At 65.8% G+C, this 15,512-nt stretch carries 18 protein-coding genes; 11 read left to right on the top strand and 7 right to left on the bottom strand.

What is annotated here, in order from left to right; translation table 11 throughout:
• Positions 1 to 32: 32 nt before the first annotated feature.
• Genes rpsP through rpmE form a run of 5 tightly spaced genes read left to right on the top strand, consistent with a single transcriptional unit; the run spans position 33 to position 2,420 of the window.
• Positions 33 to 398: a 30S ribosomal protein S16 gene (gene rpsP / locus AC13CR_RS13565; protein ID WP_292950967.1), complete on the top strand. Its 366-nt coding sequence runs from the start codon at positions 33 to 35 to the stop codon at positions 396 to 398.
• 60 nt (positions 399 to 458) lie between these two features.
• Positions 459 to 956 carry a ribosome maturation factor RimM gene (gene rimM / locus AC13CR_RS13570; RefSeq protein ID WP_292950969.1) on the top strand — a complete coding sequence of 166 codons (498 nt, stop codon included), beginning with the start codon at positions 459 to 461 and terminating at the stop codon, positions 954 to 956.
• Positions 953 to 1,813 carry a tRNA (guanosine(37)-N1)-methyltransferase TrmD gene (gene trmD, locus AC13CR_RS13575; protein ID WP_292950971.1) on the top strand — a complete coding sequence of 287 codons (861 nt, stop codon included), beginning with the start codon at positions 953 to 955 and terminating at the stop codon, positions 1,811 to 1,813. Before rimM ends, trmD begins: the two co-directional genes overlap by 4 nt.
• Entirely contained in the window at positions 1,810 to 2,187 is a 378-nt protein-coding gene (gene rplS, locus AC13CR_RS13580) for a 50S ribosomal protein L19 (protein ID WP_292950973.1), read from the top strand. Before trmD ends, rplS begins: the two co-directional genes overlap by 4 nt.
• Positions 2,188 to 2,198: 11 nt before the next feature.
• On the top strand, positions 2,199 to 2,420 hold the full coding sequence (gene rpmE / locus AC13CR_RS13585; protein ID WP_292950975.1) for a 50S ribosomal protein L31: 222 nt from the start codon (positions 2,199 to 2,201) through the stop codon (positions 2,418 to 2,420).
• 66 nt (positions 2,421 to 2,486) lie between these two features.
• On the opposite strand, the gene AC13CR_RS13590 is transcribed toward rpmE, so the two are convergent.
• The gene (locus AC13CR_RS13590) at positions 2,487 to 4,445 is read right to left on the bottom strand and encodes a methylmalonyl-CoA mutase family protein (protein ID WP_446232175.1); all 1,959 of its coding nucleotides are present in this window, start codon (positions 4,443 to 4,445) and stop codon (positions 2,487 to 2,489) included.
• Positions 4,446 to 4,656: 211 nt separating this feature from the next.
• Between AC13CR_RS13590 and ccrA the strand changes: the two genes are divergently transcribed.
• Complete coding sequence (gene ccrA, locus AC13CR_RS13595) at positions 4,657 to 5,946, top strand: crotonyl-CoA carboxylase/reductase (RefSeq protein ID WP_292950979.1); 1,290 nt, start codon at positions 4,657 to 4,659, stop codon at positions 5,944 to 5,946.
• 21 nt (positions 5,947 to 5,967) lie between these two features.
• Here the strand turns inward: ccrA and AC13CR_RS13600 are convergent, their stop codons facing one another.
• On the bottom strand, positions 5,968 to 6,171 hold the full coding sequence (locus tag AC13CR_RS13600) for a hypothetical protein (RefSeq protein WP_446233480.1): 204 nt from the start codon (positions 6,169 to 6,171) through the stop codon (positions 5,968 to 5,970).
• 177 nt (positions 6,172 to 6,348) lie between these two features.
• A complete protein-coding gene (locus tag AC13CR_RS13605) occupies positions 6,349 to 6,555 on the bottom strand; it encodes a hypothetical protein (RefSeq protein ID WP_292950983.1) in 207 nt (68 codons plus the stop codon).
• A 167-nt stretch (positions 6,556 to 6,722) separates the two neighbouring features.
• On the opposite strand from AC13CR_RS13605, the gene AC13CR_RS13610 reads away from it, so the two are divergent.
• A complete protein-coding gene (locus AC13CR_RS13610; protein ID WP_293014731.1) occupies positions 6,723 to 8,261 on the top strand; it encodes an ATP-dependent DNA helicase in 1,539 nt (512 codons plus the stop codon).
• An 82-nt stretch (positions 8,262 to 8,343) separates the two neighbouring features.
• Here the strand turns inward: AC13CR_RS13610 and AC13CR_RS13615 are convergent, their stop codons facing one another.
• Both AC13CR_RS13615 and AC13CR_RS13620 read right to left on the bottom strand, forming a co-directional pair.
• Positions 8,344 to 9,135: an EcsC family protein gene (locus AC13CR_RS13615; protein ID WP_292950987.1), complete on the bottom strand. Its 792-nt coding sequence runs from the start codon at positions 9,133 to 9,135 to the stop codon at positions 8,344 to 8,346.
• Positions 9,086 to 9,703, bottom strand: coding sequence for a GNAT family N-acetyltransferase (locus AC13CR_RS13620; RefSeq protein WP_292950989.1), 618 nt, complete (start codon positions 9,701 to 9,703; stop codon positions 9,086 to 9,088). Before AC13CR_RS13620 ends, AC13CR_RS13615 begins: the two co-directional genes overlap by 50 nt.
• Positions 9,704 to 9,815: 112 nt before the next feature.
• On the opposite strand from AC13CR_RS13620, the gene AC13CR_RS13625 reads away from it, so the two are divergent.
• From AC13CR_RS13625 to AC13CR_RS13640, 4 genes are all read left to right on the top strand, one after another.
• Positions 9,816 to 10,418 (top strand): flavin reductase family protein, encoded by a 603-nt coding sequence (locus AC13CR_RS13625; RefSeq protein WP_292950991.1) that lies wholly within the window; start codon positions 9,816 to 9,818, stop codon positions 10,416 to 10,418.
• Positions 10,415 to 10,948 (top strand): adenine phosphoribosyltransferase, encoded by a 534-nt coding sequence (locus AC13CR_RS13630; RefSeq protein ID WP_292950993.1) that lies wholly within the window; start codon positions 10,415 to 10,417, stop codon positions 10,946 to 10,948. Before AC13CR_RS13625 ends, AC13CR_RS13630 begins: the two co-directional genes overlap by 4 nt.
• A gap of 14 nt (positions 10,949 to 10,962) precedes the next feature.
• Positions 10,963 to 11,583 (top strand): YdeI/OmpD-associated family protein, encoded by a 621-nt coding sequence (locus AC13CR_RS13635; protein ID WP_292950995.1) that lies wholly within the window; start codon positions 10,963 to 10,965, stop codon positions 11,581 to 11,583.
• Positions 11,584 to 11,691: 108 nt separating this feature from the next.
• Positions 11,692 to 12,285 (top strand): histidine phosphatase family protein, encoded by a 594-nt coding sequence (locus AC13CR_RS13640; RefSeq protein WP_292950997.1) that lies wholly within the window; start codon positions 11,692 to 11,694, stop codon positions 12,283 to 12,285.
• Between the two features lie 330 nt (positions 12,286 to 12,615).
• Here AC13CR_RS13640 and AC13CR_RS13645 read toward each other — a convergent pair whose 3' ends face one another.
• Positions 12,616 to 13,767, bottom strand: coding sequence for a hypothetical protein (locus AC13CR_RS13645; RefSeq protein WP_446232418.1), 1,152 nt, complete (start codon positions 13,765 to 13,767; stop codon positions 12,616 to 12,618).
• Between the two features lie 37 nt (positions 13,768 to 13,804).
• Complete coding sequence (locus AC13CR_RS13650; RefSeq protein ID WP_292953211.1) at positions 13,805 to 15,448, bottom strand: FMN-binding glutamate synthase family protein; 1,644 nt, start codon at positions 15,446 to 15,448, stop codon at positions 13,805 to 13,807.
• Positions 15,449 to 15,512: the final 64 nt, after the last annotated feature.

The following is a 15,512-nucleotide window of genomic DNA, read 5'->3' on the forward strand; positions in this document are numbered from 1 at the left end:
GCGAAACCAGCCATTTCAAAGGAGAAACTCGAATGGCCGTCAAGATCCGTCTCGCCCGTGGTGGTTCCAAGAAGCGCCCCCACTACGCCATCGTCGTCGCCGATACGCGCAAGCCGCGCGACGGCCGCTTTCTGGAAAAGCTGGGCACCTATAACCCGCTGCTGCCGAAAGACAGCGAGGATCGCGTGAAGATGGACATGGAGCGCGTTCAGCACTGGCTGGATCATGGCGCCCAGCCGACCGATCGTGTGGCCCGTTTTCTGGAATCGGCCGGCGTTCGCGACAAGGCCGACCGCAAGAACATGAAAAAGGCCGAGCCGGGCGACAAGGCGAAGAAACGCGCCGAGGAAAAGGCCGCGAAATCCGCCGCCCCGGCCGAAGAAGCCGCCGCCGAATAAGGCGGTGCAGCGACACGGCCGGCGAATCCGTCGCCGGCCATTCTTGCAGCGGGGGAAGCCATGGCCGAGGATCGCATCTGCGTCGGCGCCATCGCCGGGGCCTTCGGGGTCCGTGGCGAGGTGCGGCTGAAAAGCTTCTGCGCCCAGCCAGGCGACATCGCCGGCTATGGTCCGCTGACCAGCGAGGACGGCAAGCGCAGCTTTGCCGTGACGCTGACCCGCCCCGTCACCGGCGGCCTTGGCGCCCGCCTGTCGGGCATCACCACCCGCGAGGCCGCCGAGGCGCTGCGTGGCACCACCCTGTGGGCGCCGCGCGCGGCCCTTCCCTCGCTGCCCGACGACGAATTCTACCATGCCGATCTGATCGGGCTGGAGGTCGTCGATACCGGCGGGCAGGTGCTGGGCCGGGTGCGCGCGATCTTCGATCACGGCGCGGGCGACATCCTGGAAGTCGTGGGCAGGGACCAGATTCTGCTGCCCTTCACCCGCCAGGTCGTGCCGACCGTCGATCTGGCCGCGGGACGCATCGTCGCCGACCCGCCCGGCAGCGACCAATGACCGGCCAGCCGAAATCGCACGGCCGCCTGTCCATCGCCAGCAGCCTGCGCCCGCGCGAACTGATCGCCCCGCCACGGGTGGCGGGCGCGTGGACCGCCCATGTCGTCACCCTGTTCCCCGAGGCGTTTCCCGGCATCCTGGGCCTGTCGCTGACCGGCAAGGCCCTGACCCAGGGCTTGTGGAACCTGCACACCATCGCCCTGCGCGACCACGGGATCGGCAGGCATCGCAATGTCGATGACACGCCCGCGGGCGGCGGCGCGGGCATGGTGATCCGCCCCGACGTGATGGCCGCGGCGCTGGATCAGGCCGATCCGGCCCTGCCGGTGATCTATCTGTCGCCGCGCGGACGCCCGCTGACCCAGGCCCGCGCCCGCGCGCTGGCGCAGGGCCCCGGCGTGACCCTTGTCTGCGGCCGGTTCGAAGGCGTGGACCAGCGCATTCTGGATGCCCGCGGGATCGAGGAGATCAGCATCGGCGATTATGTCCTGACCGGAGGAGAGCTGGCGGCTCAGGTCTTGATAGACGCGACCATCCGCCTTATACCGCGCGTGCTGGGGAATCAGGCGTCGCTGGCCGAGGAATCCTTTTCCGAGGGTCTGCTTGAACACCCGCACTACACGCGCCCCGCCGAATGGGACGGCCGCAGGATCCCGGATGTCGTCATGTCTGGCAATCACGCGGCCATCGCCACCTGGAGACGCGACGAAGCCGAAAGGCTGACCAAGGAACGCCGCCCCGACCTGTGGCGGGCATACGAGGAAACCCGTATGGACCCGGCAAAGGACCGACAGCTCTCGGGCGCATCAGACCAATCGCGGAAACACCGCGAGCATGACAAGGAACCAAAGCGATGAACCTGATCGCAGAACTCGAAGCCGAGCAGATCGCCGAGCTTGGCAAGACCATCCCCGACTTCAAGGCCGGCGACACCGTTCGCGTCGGCTACAAGGTGACCGAGGGCACCCGGACCCGCGTGCAGGCCTATGAGGGCGTCTGCATCGCGCGCAAGGGCGGCAGCGGCATCGGCGCCAGCTTCACCGTGCGCAAGATCAGCTTTGGCGAAGGCGTGGAGCGTGTGTTTCCGCTGTATTCGACCAATATCGACGCGATCGAGGTGGTGCGTCGCGGCAAGGTGCGGCGTGCCAAGCTGTATTACCTGCGCGACCGCCGCGGCAAATCGGCCCGCATCGCCGAAAAGACCAATTACAAGCCCAAAGCCGACGCCTGAGAGGTCATCCGATGAAAAAAGACATCCACCCCGATTATCACATGATCGACGTCAAGATGACGGACGGGACCGTCTACCAGACCCGTTCGACCTGGGGCGCCGAGGGCGATTCGCTGTCGCTGGACATCGATCCGTCCAGCCACCCGGCCTGGACCGGCGGTTCCTCGCGCCTGATGGACACCGGCGGCCGTGTGTCCCGGTTCAAGAACAAGTATGCCGGCCTGGGCTTCTGATCGCCCCTCGCCACGCCATCGGGACGCCGCCCCTTCGGGCGGCGTCCTGCATTTCGCAAGCAGCCTTCATGCCGCCGCCGCCCCCGGTTCCACCAGGGCCACGATATCCATCATGATCGTGTTCAGCTGGAAATCCTTGGGCGTATAGACGCGGGCGACGCCCATCGCGCGCAGTCGCGCGGCGTCCTCGTCGGGGATGATGCCGCCGACGATCACCGGGACATGACCCAGCCCGGCCCCGCGCATCCGGTCCAGAAGATCCTCGATCAGCGGCAGGTGACTGCCCGACAGGATCGACAGGCCGACGACATGCGCCTGCTGATCCTGCGCCGCGGTCACGATCTGTTCGGGCGTCAGCCGGATCCCCTCGTAGGTGATGTCCATGCCGCAATCGCGGGCACGAAAGGCGATCTGTTCGGCACCGTTGGAATGCCCGTCCAGCCCCGGCTTGCCGACCACGAATTTCAGCCGCCGGCCCAGCCGCGTGCTGACCGCATCGACGGCCTCGCGGATATCCTCCAGCCCCTCGGTCCGATTCGAGGGGCTGGCCGACACGCCTGTGGGACCGCGATATTCGCCGTGCACCGCGCGCATCACGCCCGCCCATTCGCCCGTCGTCACGCCCGCCTTCGCCGCCGCGATGGATGGCTCCATCACGTTCCATCCCCCCGATGCCGCCGCCCGCAGGGCGTCCAGCGCGGACTTGACCGCCGCATCGTCCCGGCCCGCGCGCCATTCGGCCAGCCGGTCGATCTGGTCCTGTTCGACCGCCGGATCGACGACCATGATCCCGCCATCGCCGGCCGTCAGCGGCGATGGCTCGCCCTGCTGCCAGCGATTGACGCCGACCACCACCGTCTCGCCCGCCTCGACCCGGTTCAGCCGTTCGGCATTGGCCTCGACCAGCCGCGATTTCATGTAGTCGATGGCCGCGATGGCGCCGCCCATCTCGTCCAGCAGGCGCAATTCGCCGCGCGCGCCATCCTTCAACTCGTTCACCTTCCGCTCGATGGCCGGGTTGCCGTCGAACAGATCCTCGTATTCCAGCAGGTCGGTCTCGTAGGCCAGGATCTGCTGCATCCGAAGCGACCATTGCTGATCCCAAGGCCGGGGCAGGCCAAGCGCCTCGTTCCAGGCGGGCAGTTGCACGGCGCGCGCCCGCGCGGACTTTGACAGCGTCACCGCCAGCATTTCCAGCAGGATCCGATAGACGTTGTTTTCGGGCTGCTGCTCGGTCAGGCCCAGGCTGTTGACCTGCACGCCATAGCGGAACCGGCGGAATTTCGGATCCTCGATGCCATAGCGCCGGGCGGTGATCTCGTCCCACAATTCGGTAAAGGCGCGCATCTTGCACAATTCGGTGACGAAGCGGATGCCCGCGTTCACGAAAAAGCTGATCCGCCCGACCATCGCCGGGAAATCGGCGTCGGACACCTTGCCCTTCAGGTCGTCCAGCACCGCGATGGCGGTGGCCAGCGCATAGGCCAGTTCCTGCTGCGGTGTCGCCCCGGCCTCTTGCAGGTGATAGGAACAGACATTCATCGGGTTCCATTTCGGCAGGTGCTGGCGCGTATAGGCGGCGACGTCGGTGATCATTGCCAGCGACGGTTTGGGCGGACAGATATAGGTGCCGCGCGACAGGTATTCCTTGATCAGGTCGTTCTGCACCGTGCCCTGCAATTTCGATATGTCCGCGCCCTGCTCCTCGGCGGCCGCGATATACAGCGACAGCAGCCAGGGCGCGGTCGCGTTGATCGTCATCGAGGTGTTCATCTGCTCCAGCGGGATCGCATCGAACAGGGTCCGCATGTCGCCCAGATGGCAGATCGGCACCCCGACCTTGCCGACCTCGCCGCGCGCCAGGACGTGATCGCTGTCATAGCCCGTCTGGGTCGGCAGATCGAAGGCCACCGACAGCCCGGTCTGCCCCTTGGCCAGATTGCCGCGATACAGCGCGTTCGACTTTTCAGCCGTCGAATGGCCCGCATAGGTGCGGAACAGCCAGGGCTTGTCTTTGGGGGCCATGCGGATCACCTCGCAACAATCTTCCGGTCCATGACCCGATACCGAAATATTCATACGCCGTCAATTCGCCGCAATGCGGCATGACCATGATTTTATCCGACACAAAATTACAATACAGGCCCTAAAAGGGTTGCAATGTTGCGTGACGCATTTTACGACAAGCCCGATCCCGCGCGGCGATTCTGCGTCGCGGCAAGAACAGGAGACGCTGATGGCCCTCGACGCCCCGACCCCGATCGCGCCCTATGACGCGCCCCAGAAGGATCTCTACGAGATCGGAGAGATGCCTCCCCTGGGTCATGTGCCAAAGCAGATGCATGCCTGGACCATCCGCCGTGAAAGACATGGCGAGCCTGACAAGGCCATGCAGATCGAGGTCGTGGACACCCCGGTCATCGACAGCCACGAAGTGCTGGTCCTGGTGATGGCGGCGGGGGTCAACTACAATGGCATCTGGGCCGGCCTGGGTCAGCCGATCAGCCCCTTTGACGGCCACAAGGCGGACTACCACATCGCCGGTTCGGATGCCTCGGGGATCGTCTGGGCCGTGGGCGACAAGGTGAAACGCTGGAAGGTCGGCGACGAGGTCGTGATCCACTGCAACCAGGATGACGGCGACGACGAGGAATGCAACGGCGGCGACCCGATGTATTCGCCGACCCAGCGGATCTGGGGCTACGAGACCCCGGATGGCAGCTTCGCCCAGTTCACCAATGTCCAGGCGCAGCAACTGATGCCGCGCCCGCGCCACCTGACATGGGAGGAATCGGCCTGCTACACGCTGACGCTGGCCACCGCCTACCGGATGCTGTTCGGCCATGAGCCGCACGAATTGAAACCCGGCATGAACGTGCTGGTCTGGGGCGCCTCGGGCGGCCTCGGATCCTACGCGATCCAGTTGATCAACGCCGCCGGCGGCAACGCGATCGGCGTCATCAGCGAAGAGGACAAGCGCGATTTCGTCATGGGCCTGGGCGCCAGGGGCGTCATCAACCGCAAGGAATTCAACTGCTGGGGCCAGTTGCCCAAGGTGGGCACGCCCGAATACAGGGAATGGTTTACCGAGGCGCGCAAGTTCGGCAAGGCGATCTGGGACTTCACCGGCAAGGGCAACAATGTCGACATCGTCTTCGAACATCCGGGCGAGGCGACATTCCCGGTTTCCACCCTGGTCTGCAAGAAGGGCGGCATGGTGGTGATCTGCGCCGGTACCACCGGGTTCAACTGCACCTTCGACGTGCGCTATCTGTGGATGCACCAGAAGCGCATCCAGGGATCGCATTTCGCGCATCTGAAACAGGCCAGCGCCGCCAACAGGCTGATGCTGGAACGCCGCCTCGACCCCTGCATGTCCGAAGTTTTCCCCTGGGCCGAGATTCCGGCCGCGCACATGAAGATGTATCGCAACCAGCACAAGCCGGGAAACATGTCGGTCCTGGTGCAGGCGCCAAGAACCGGCCTGCGCACGTTCGAGGACGCGCTGGAAGCCGGTCGGCGCTAGACATGCGCCGCCTTTGCGGGATCACGCCTTGACCTCGCGCAGCCTGGCCGGGCGGCATTTCCATTCGCGCACCGTCTCGCGGGGATGGCGTTCGCCCCACCTGGCCAGTTCCTGCTGACCATGAATCATGCAGGCCGTCACGCCCATGTCGATGAACAGAAGACTGCGCTCCCGGCAGGATTGCGGATCCGCCGAAAGGCAGGTGACAAACAGCAATTCGATCATCTCGGGTCCATCCTTTTACCCGGTTCCTCCCCGGTTCGGATCCCTTCGACGATCAGGATAGCGGTTGATTCGAAAAGCAGCGTCAGCGCCGCGTGAATCCGGGTTCGGGCGGGCCCCTTGCAGCGTGACAGGGCCGGCCGGGCGCGGGCTTCGGCGCGGCGCGCGGCCATCGCGGACCTAAAGCGCGGTTTCGCCCTGACGGGGGCGCCGGCATTTCCACTCTTTCACGCGGTCGCGGGGATGCGCCTCGACCCAGCGGGCCAGTTCGCTCTGGCCCTCCAGCATGCAGGTGAACAGCCCGTTCCTTTCCTCGAACAGCAGGCTGTGATCGGTGCAGACCTGCGGGTCGTCGATCAGGCAGGTCACGAAGAACAATTCGATCATGGGCATTCCTCCCTCGAGGCCATCATAGACCCTCACGGGCGACATGCCCAAAAAGTTGCGGACCATCCCGCCGAACCGACGATCCCGCCGCAGCCGGGACGGGATGCGGATCGCCGGACGCGGCAATGATTGTGGGCTTTCGCGCCGCGCCGCGATACACCGGAATCATGACCGCCGCCACCGCCTCGCCCGCCCCCGTTCTGTCGCCCGATCAGGCCGATGCCTGGGACGAATTGGCCCAGACCTTCCTTTCGGCGGGAATCGACCTCGTGGCCGAGGAAATCCGCCCCCCGGGGCCGGGCAAGGGCCGCGTCATGGCGGTGATCGGCAAGGCGGGTTCCGGCAAGACGCTGCTTCTGGCACAGATCACCGACGCGCTGCGCAAGGCGGGGGTCGATCTGGTCAGCGGCGATTACGAGGGGCGGCGGCGCAAGGACCGGCGCAGCGTCGCGGTCCTGGCGCCCACCAACAAGGCGGCCTTCGTGCTGCGGATGCGCGGCGTGCCCGCGACGACGATTCATCGCATCCTCTATACCCCGGTCTACGATCCGGAATACGAACGCATCGCCGAATGGCTGACCGGCCAGGGCGACCGCCCCACCATCGAGGGCATGACCGAAACCGCCCTGGACCGCGCCCGGGCCTTCTATGACCAGCAGGCGTCGATCCCCGGCGCGCTGGCGGCGGCGGGGCTGCGCGGATCGGATTTCATCAAGGGCTGGAAGCGGCGCGAGGACGGGCTGGATGTCGGCCTGATCGACGAGGCCTCGATGCTGGACGAAAGACAGTTCGAGGATCTGCGCGAGATCTTTCCCGTCCTGATCCTGTTCGGCGATCCGGCCCAGTTGGCGCCCGTGGGCCAGTCGGGCGAGATGGTGTTCGATCGACTGGCGGAGCGCCAGCGTCTGATCCTGAACCGCGTCCACCGGCAGGAAGATGACAGCCCGATCCTGGATCTGGCCCATGCCCTGTCCGACGAAACGCTGGATTTCGCGGGGTTCGAGCGGATGGTCCGTGACGCCGCCGCGGTCGATGACCGCGTGATCTGGGCCGAACGTGTCGAATCGGACCTGATGGCACGCAGCCCGGTCCTGGTCTGGCGCAACGCCACCCGGATCCGGCTGATCCATGCCTTCCGCACCGCGTTCGGCGCACCGGGCGACGCGCTGCTGCCCGGCGAGCCGCTGATATGCGACGGCCTGGAACTGCCGCTGAAGCACCGCAAGAAGCGCATCGACCTTGAAGCGCGGGGGCTGATCAAGGGCGCGCAGGTGGTCTATCTGGGGCCGGGGCGCAAGCCCGGCTTTTCCCGCCTGCACATGATCGGCGCCGAGGATCCGCGCCTGTCCGTGGCGAGCATCGTCAAGATCGAGATGCCCGAGGCCGAGGATCCCTTCATTCCCTTCGCCGCCCAGATGGGCGCGGCCTTCCTGCACGGGGCGGCGGTGACGATCCACAAGGCGCAGGGCTCGCAATGGCCCGATGTGCAGGTCTTCGGCCCCGACATCAGCGCCGCCGCCTGGTCGAACCGGACCGAAGCCGGGATCGCGCTGTGGAAGCGCCTGGCCTATGTTGCCATCACCCGCGCCCAGAACCGCCTGTTCTGGATCACGCGCGCCCGGCTGGCGCGGCCCTCGGCGCCTCTCGGGGTGGACGATCTGGAGGTTCCCACCCCGGCGCTGGAACTGGGCGCCGACGAGGCGTGAGGCGGGATTGCGTCCCGCGACGGCCGGGGGCGCTTCGCCCCCCGGACCCCCCGAGGGTATTGGCGCAACGAAGAAGAAGAGGTCAGGCCCTGTCGCGATCCAGCCGCGCGATGGAAAGCCGCAATGCCTCGGTCAGCGCCTCTTGCGGAAGCCCTGTCTCCCGCGCCAGCCGCATGATGCCGAAATGGACCCGCGCCAGTTCCTGATAATAGCGCGCAAAGGTGTAATTGATCGAGGCGCCCACCACCGCGCCGAAGACCGGCGCCGCCTGCGCGGCCAGTTTCTGACCCAGCGAGACCGACAGGCGCGGGGCGACCCGGCTGATCAGACCCTGCAGCGTCTGCCCGGTGACCGACAACCGTGCCGCCAGAAGGCCCAGGTCGGTGCCATCATCTTCGGCCATGGGGCCGGCGGCGGCGAAGATGCGCAGGCATTCCATCCGCACCTCGTCGCTGTCGGGGTCCAGACCATGCTCGGCGGCGATATCCAGCATCGAGCGCAGAAGCAGCGTCACCGTGACCGGCAACTCGACCATCGCGCCGGGCAGCCCGCCGACGCCGCCTGCCGCGCCGCTGAAGGTCGAGGCCATGCGGTTGAACCAGTCGCCTCGGTCGCGCACCACGCGCCGGGTGCCCGACGCGGCCGAAAAGGCGCGGTTCAACGCGGCGCGGGTGATCTTGTCCATGCGGCTGCGGACAAAGGCGGGCAGACGTTCGATCAGTCCCTCGGCGCTGTTGCCGACGATCTCCATGATCTCCATCCCCAGACCGCCCGCATCCCGATAGCGCCGCGCCAGGCGGTCGATCTGGGCGTGAAGTCCCGGATCAGTGATCGGTGGCAGAACCATCTGCCGTTTCGCGACCTGCTGTGTCATCTCGTGGATGTCCGACCTCGATACATGCCGGCCCGATATGGGGTGTCGCGGCGATTTCGGCCAGCCCCGCGACGATTTCCGGCGTCTCTTCGCGCAGGACCGGTCCCACGACCCCAACCCATGCCCCGGCGCGAAGTTCCAGTCCCAGAACGCGGTCGGGATTGGTTGGCGGCGGCATCTCGACCGCGTCCAGCCGCGCGAAACCGAAACGCGAATAATAAGGTGCGTCTCCCACCAGCAGCACGCGGCGCCAGCCCAGCCCGCGCGCCCGCGTCAGCCCGTCGCGCATCAGAAGCCCGCCCAGACCTTCGCCCTGGGCCGTCGGATGAACCGCGATGGGCCCCAGCAGCAGGACCGGCTTTGCGGCGACGCGGACCGGCCAGAAGCGGATCGCCGCCATCAGGAACCGGCTCGGGTCGCGCAGCACGAGGCACAGATCGGCCACCCTGGGAACGCCGTCGCGCAGACGATACGATGACAGCGCGGTCCGCCCCGGTGCGAAACACAGATCGTAGAGCGCCTCGACCTCGTCTTCGTCGGCCGCGGTCTCGGGGCAGATCTCGTACATCGCGCCTCCTTGCGAAAAGGGCGCCATAGCACGACCTTGCCGCGGGCGGAACATTGCGGATGGCGCAAAGGGGTGGCAGGTTGGCGCCAGTGACATCAGAAGAAGGCCGCGCATGTTCTATCGCCCCGAAGCCGGACACGGCCTGCCCCACAACCCGTTCAATGCCATCGTGGCGCCCCGTCCGATCGGCTGGATCTCGACGCGGGGGCGCATGGGCGACAATCTCGCCCCCTATTCCTTCTTCAACGCGGTGGCCTATGTCCCGCCGCAGGTCATGTTCGCCTCGACCAGCGCCAAGCCCGACCGCAACGGCACCAAGGACAGCGTGGCCCAGATCACCGAAAGCGGCAGTTTCTGCGTCAATATCGCGACCGGCGATCTGCGCGATCAGGTCAATGCCAGTTCCGCCGGCCTGCCCGCGGGCGACAGCGAGTTCCGCTCGGCGGGCATCGAGGCCGCCGAATGCGACACGATCGACTGCCCGCGCGTGGCCCACGCCGCCGCCGCGCTGGAATGCCGGATGACGCGGATCCTGCCCCTGGCGGGCAAGGCCAATTTTGCCGTCCTGGGCGTCGTCACCGGCATCCATATCCGCGACGATTGTCTGCTCGATGGCCGCTTCGATCCGCGCAGGGCCGGCGGCTGGATCGCGCGCCTGGGCTATATGGATTACGCGGCCGTCCATGAGCTGTTCGAAATGGAACGCCCCAAATGACAAAGACGGTCAAGGACTACATCCGCACCATCGCGGATTTCCCGCATGAGGGGATCATGTTCCGCGACGTGACCACGCTGTTTGCCGATGCGCGCGGCTTTCGCATGGCCATAGACCAGCTGCTGCATCCCTATGCCGGCGCGCCGATCGACAAGGTGGTCGGCCTGGAAGCGCGCGGCTTCATCCTGGGCGGCGCGGTCGCGCATCAGCTTTCCACCGGGTTCGTGCCGATCCGCAAGAAGGGCAAGCTGCCCGGTCCCGTCATCTCGGCGGCTTACGCGCTGGAATATGGCGAGGCGGTGATGGAAATCCACGACGACGCCCTGCACGAGGGCGAGCGCGTGCTGATCGTGGACGATCTGCTGGCCACGGGCGGGACTGCGGCGGCGGGAATCGCGCTGTGCCGTCGCCTGGGCGCCGAGGTGATCGGTTGCGCCTTCGTCATCGACCTGCCCGATCTGGGCGGACGAAAGGTGCTGGAGGCGCAGGGGATCGGCGTGCACGCATTATGTTGCTTTGACGGCGACTAGCCGGGGGGTGCAGGATGATCACCCGGATCGAGGACTACTTTACCAAGGGGTGCGGCCGCTGCGACCGGTTCGACACGGCCGGCTGCTCCACCCGCCTCTGGGGCGCCGGGCTGGCGGCGCTGCGCCGGATCTGCCGTGATGCCGGGCTCTCGGAACATGTGAAATGGGGGCATCCCTGCTACATGCATTCGGGCCGCAACATCGCGCTGATCGGCGCCTTTCGCGGCGATTTCCGGCTGACCTTCTTCAACGCCGCCCTGCTGAAAGACCCCCACGCCCTGCTGGAACGGCAGGGCCCGAACACCCGTCACCCCGACGCGATCCGCTTTACCGACGCGGCGCAGGTCGCAGCCCGCGCCGACGCGATCCGGGCCTTTCTGGGCCAGGCGATGGATTGCGCCGAACGCGGCCTCAAGCCGCCCCGGGACGATACTGCCCGCGATCTGCCACAGGAATTGCTGGACGCGCTGGACGACGACAGCGAACTGGCCGAAGCCTTCGCAGCCCTGAGCCCCGGCCGCCGCAACAGCTATGCCGTCGCCCTGGCCACCGCCAAAAAGCCCCAGACCCGCATCGCCCGCATCACCAGATTCCGCGACCGCATCATCGCCGGCAAGGGCGCGAACGAGCGGTAGGGCGCCGACGATGACGGCCTTGGCCGGGGACCGGACAACGGCCGCACCGCGCATGATCGGCGGGAAAGCGGGACTTCGCAACCATTCGCAATTTGATATGATTCGGCCATGCATCGGACCATTCGATATCTTTCGCACCCGCAAGTCGTCATTGATCCGACCAAGCCGATCCCCGACTGGTCGCTAAGCGAGGTAGGCCTAGGACGCATTGCGGCCCTTGCAGCGTCTGACGCACTGACTGGCACCCGACATGTGATCAGCAGCGCCGAAACCAAAGCAATTGAAACAGCGACGCCCTTGGCCAAATCACTCGGGTGCCGGCTGAAGGTGCGGGAGGCAATGCACGAGAATGATCGCAGCGCGACTGGCTTTCTTCCGCCAGACGAGTTTGAGTCCGTTGTGGATCAATTTTTTGGCTGTCCAGAGGAAAGCGTGCGGGGCTGGGAAACCGCAAGGGCGGCTCAAGCCCGTATTGTCGCAGAGGTTCAGGATTGTTTGCGCAATTGCGAGACAGGCGACGTTCTGTTCGTTGGTCACGGAGGCGTCGGAACGCTCTTGTTTTGCTATCTCTCCGGCGATCCCATTAGCCGTGAATTCGATCAGGGCGCAAATGGCGGCGGATGTTTTTTCGAATTTTCCGGCCCACAGGGAAAGCCGAATTCGCGATGGCAGCCGTTTGAAACCTTGATCAATCAAGATTGAGGCACATTGGTGCTATCGCGGCTTCAAGGCCGCCATTCGCGGCCGTCCGGCCCCATGATTGCAATGCGAAAGCGCGTTGCCGATTCCCTTCCGTCTCGCCTGTTTGAGAGGACTTACCTATGACCCTCCCTATCCTGCGCAGGGGCCTCTGGCCGCCGCCTCGATCTCGCCATGGTAGCAATCGATCATGTAGGGGCGCGACCTAGCGGGACGGCGGAGTGAAACGGTTCAGCCGTCGCGGTAGCGTCCGTGTCGGCTCTCGGGATGCCTCGACGGGCGGGGCTGGAACCATACGGAACACCTGGCCGAAATCGACAGCCCCTCGTCGGTTCACGGCCGAAGTTGGGGTCCGCACCAGTTGAAGTCCTGGCCTGACCGGCCAGCGTCTTCGTCAGGACTTTCCCCGGCAGCTTCCAGAAGCGTGAACCGTCGCGGCGCGGTGATGGTGATCCTGTCCCGCGTGGCCCGGACCTTGCCGTCATAGCTGGCCTCGCAGAGCTGCGAAAACAGGATGCTTTCGCCTTGCCGTTGGGTGGCGTCGATTTCGCAGCGAATGCTCGACGCGCCGCGCAGGCCCGCGCCGTCATAGACGCGCCAGCCCGCATTGGCGGGGTTCTGGCAGGATTCTCCCGCGATGACCCAAAGTCCGAGGGGGATCGGCAACTGCCCGTCATATCCCGGTTCGTTCGCGGCTGGCGGCCTGGGGGCGAGGTCCACGGCTTTCTTCTCCACCACCGCCTTTCCGCATCTGACGAGGGCGGTCCTCTGTACGTCCTTCCAGACGAAAGTCATCCGGTCCGGCCCGTCTCGCTGGTCAAAGCGGAAATATTCGCCTGTACGCGGCGCGATCTGCTCGGCCCCCTCGCGCTGCTCGAAATCGCCGGCCACGAAGGTGACATCGCCGATCTTTTCGACCTCTCGCAGGATGGCGTTGCCGCCGAACGTGTCGATCCGGTCAGGCAGGATGTCGATCTGGCTCACCGAAGTGCCGGACGCGGCGCAAGCCTCCTGCGAGACGTCCCAACGCCCGACAAGACCGGGCGGCAAGGATTGTGCGAGGGCTGGCCCGGCCATGAAAAGCGCAACCGCAAGTGTCGCGACAAGTCCGTTCATTTCCTGTTCGCCTCCAGGGCAAAGTCGAGCGATCTGAAACCTCGTATCGGCGGTGTCGGTGTAGCTCGAACATGGAGTGTTCGCGATGCCCGGTTCACCGCCGAGGGTATCAATGATGGCAATGCACGACAAGCTGCCGTTCCGGATCGGGATTGGCGCAAGGGAAGTGTTGCCGAAGGAACCGATGAGGCAATCAGGCCGCCCTGGATTGCGAACGGGACGGCTTCCGTCCACAGGCAACATCCCGGCGAAATTCGCAGGCGGTGCCCGCGCGGTGTACAGGCTGTGCAGGTCCGGTGTACGGCCTGTGACCGGTCGCGCCCGGCATTTGCTGGTTTTTCTGCGCTGCCGGCTGCCAGCCTGTGTCACGCAACGTACGCTGCTTGCGCCGCATCTTGCGCAACGCTCACCAGGCCGCCTCGGCCATTCCCCAATCCCCGATCCGCGCCCGGTGCCAGTATTTGCGGAACGCCGGATGATCCACGTCCCCCTGCAACAGCGCGCCCGGTTTCAGCCAGTCATAAAGGCTCGCGGCAGACCGCACCTCGCGCGGGCCGGTACGGATCATCAGGTGATGCGGCGTGAACGCGTCGGGATGGGACAACCCGCTGCTTTCGCAGGCTTCCTTCAGCGCGAACATCGTGGCCTTGTGGAATCGCGCCACCCGCTGCGCCTTGTCGGGCACGACCAGCGCCCGGTAGCGGCCCGGATCCTGCGTGGTGATCCCGGTCGGGCATTTGCCGGTATGGCAAGCCTGCGCCTGGATGCAGCCGATCGCGAACATGAAGCCGCGTCCCATGTTCACCCCGTCCGCGCCAAGCGCCGAGATACGGCAGATGTCAAAGGCGGTGATGATCTTGGCCGATGCGATCAGCTTGATCCGGTCCCGGATTCCAAGTCCGGTCAGGGTATTGTGCACCAGCATCAGCCCCTCGCGCAGTGGTGCGCCCTTGTGATCGGCGAATTCGACCGGAGCCGCACCGGTACCGCCCTCGCCGCCGTCCACCACGATGAAATCAGGGGCGATTTCGGTCTCTTGAAAGGCTTTTGCCATCGCGAACCATTCCCAGGGATGACCGATGCACAGCTTGATCCCGACCGGCTTGCCTGCCGACAACTCGCGCAGCCGGGCGATGAAATCGCACAGGCCGCGCGGGCTGGAAAAGGCCGAATGCGATGCAGGGCTGACGCAAGCCTTGCCGACCGGAACGCCGCGCGCCTCGGCGATGGCCTCGCTGACCTTGGGCCCCGGCAGAATGCCGCCATGGCCGGGCTTTGCACCCTGGCTCAGCTTGATCTCGATCATCCTGACCGCGCCATCCGCCGCCGCCGCGCGGAATTTTTCGGCGTCGAACCGACCCGCCGCGTCCCGGCAGCCGAAATAGCCCGAGCCGATCTGCCAGATCAGATCGCCGCCCATGCGATGAAAGCGCGAGATCGACCCCTCGCCCGTCGTATGCGCAAACCCGCCGGCCTTCGCGCCGCGGTTCAGCGCCTCGATCGCGTGCGGCGACAAGGCGCCGTAGGACATCCCCGAGATATTGACCACGGAACTGTCATAGGGCTGCCTGCAATCCGGCCCGCCGACGCGGATCCGGAAATCCTGTCCCTCGATATGCGGCGTGGCAAGGGAATGGTTCAGCCATTCATAGCCATCCGCATAGACATTGCAGAGCGTGCCGAAGGGACGCACCCCCTCGATTCCCTTGGCGCGGCGATAGACGACGGCCCGCTGTTCGCGCGAGAACGGCGTCTCGTCATGATCGTTCTCGACAAAATATTGCCGGATCTCGGGGCGGAAATGTTCCAGCAGATAACGCAACCGCGAAGCCAGCGGATAATTGCGCATCAGGGTGTGTTGGGTCTGGCCCAGATCATAGATGCCGATCGCGGTCCCGATCAGGCCCAGCACCGCGACCAGACTGCCCAGCACCGGCGCGACGCCCAACAAGGCCAGCCCCGCCGGCATCATCAGGATCGCGACCAGGAACGGGATATACCGCTCGTAGAGCCGGGCCCGCTCGGTCGCATAGGTGAACCGCAATCGCATCGTCGCCCCCCTCCCCTGCTCCATCATGCATCGCGACGCCACAAAGGCAATGCGGGACAGGGGT

Source organism: Paracoccus sp. L-17, from assembly GCF_056857655.1.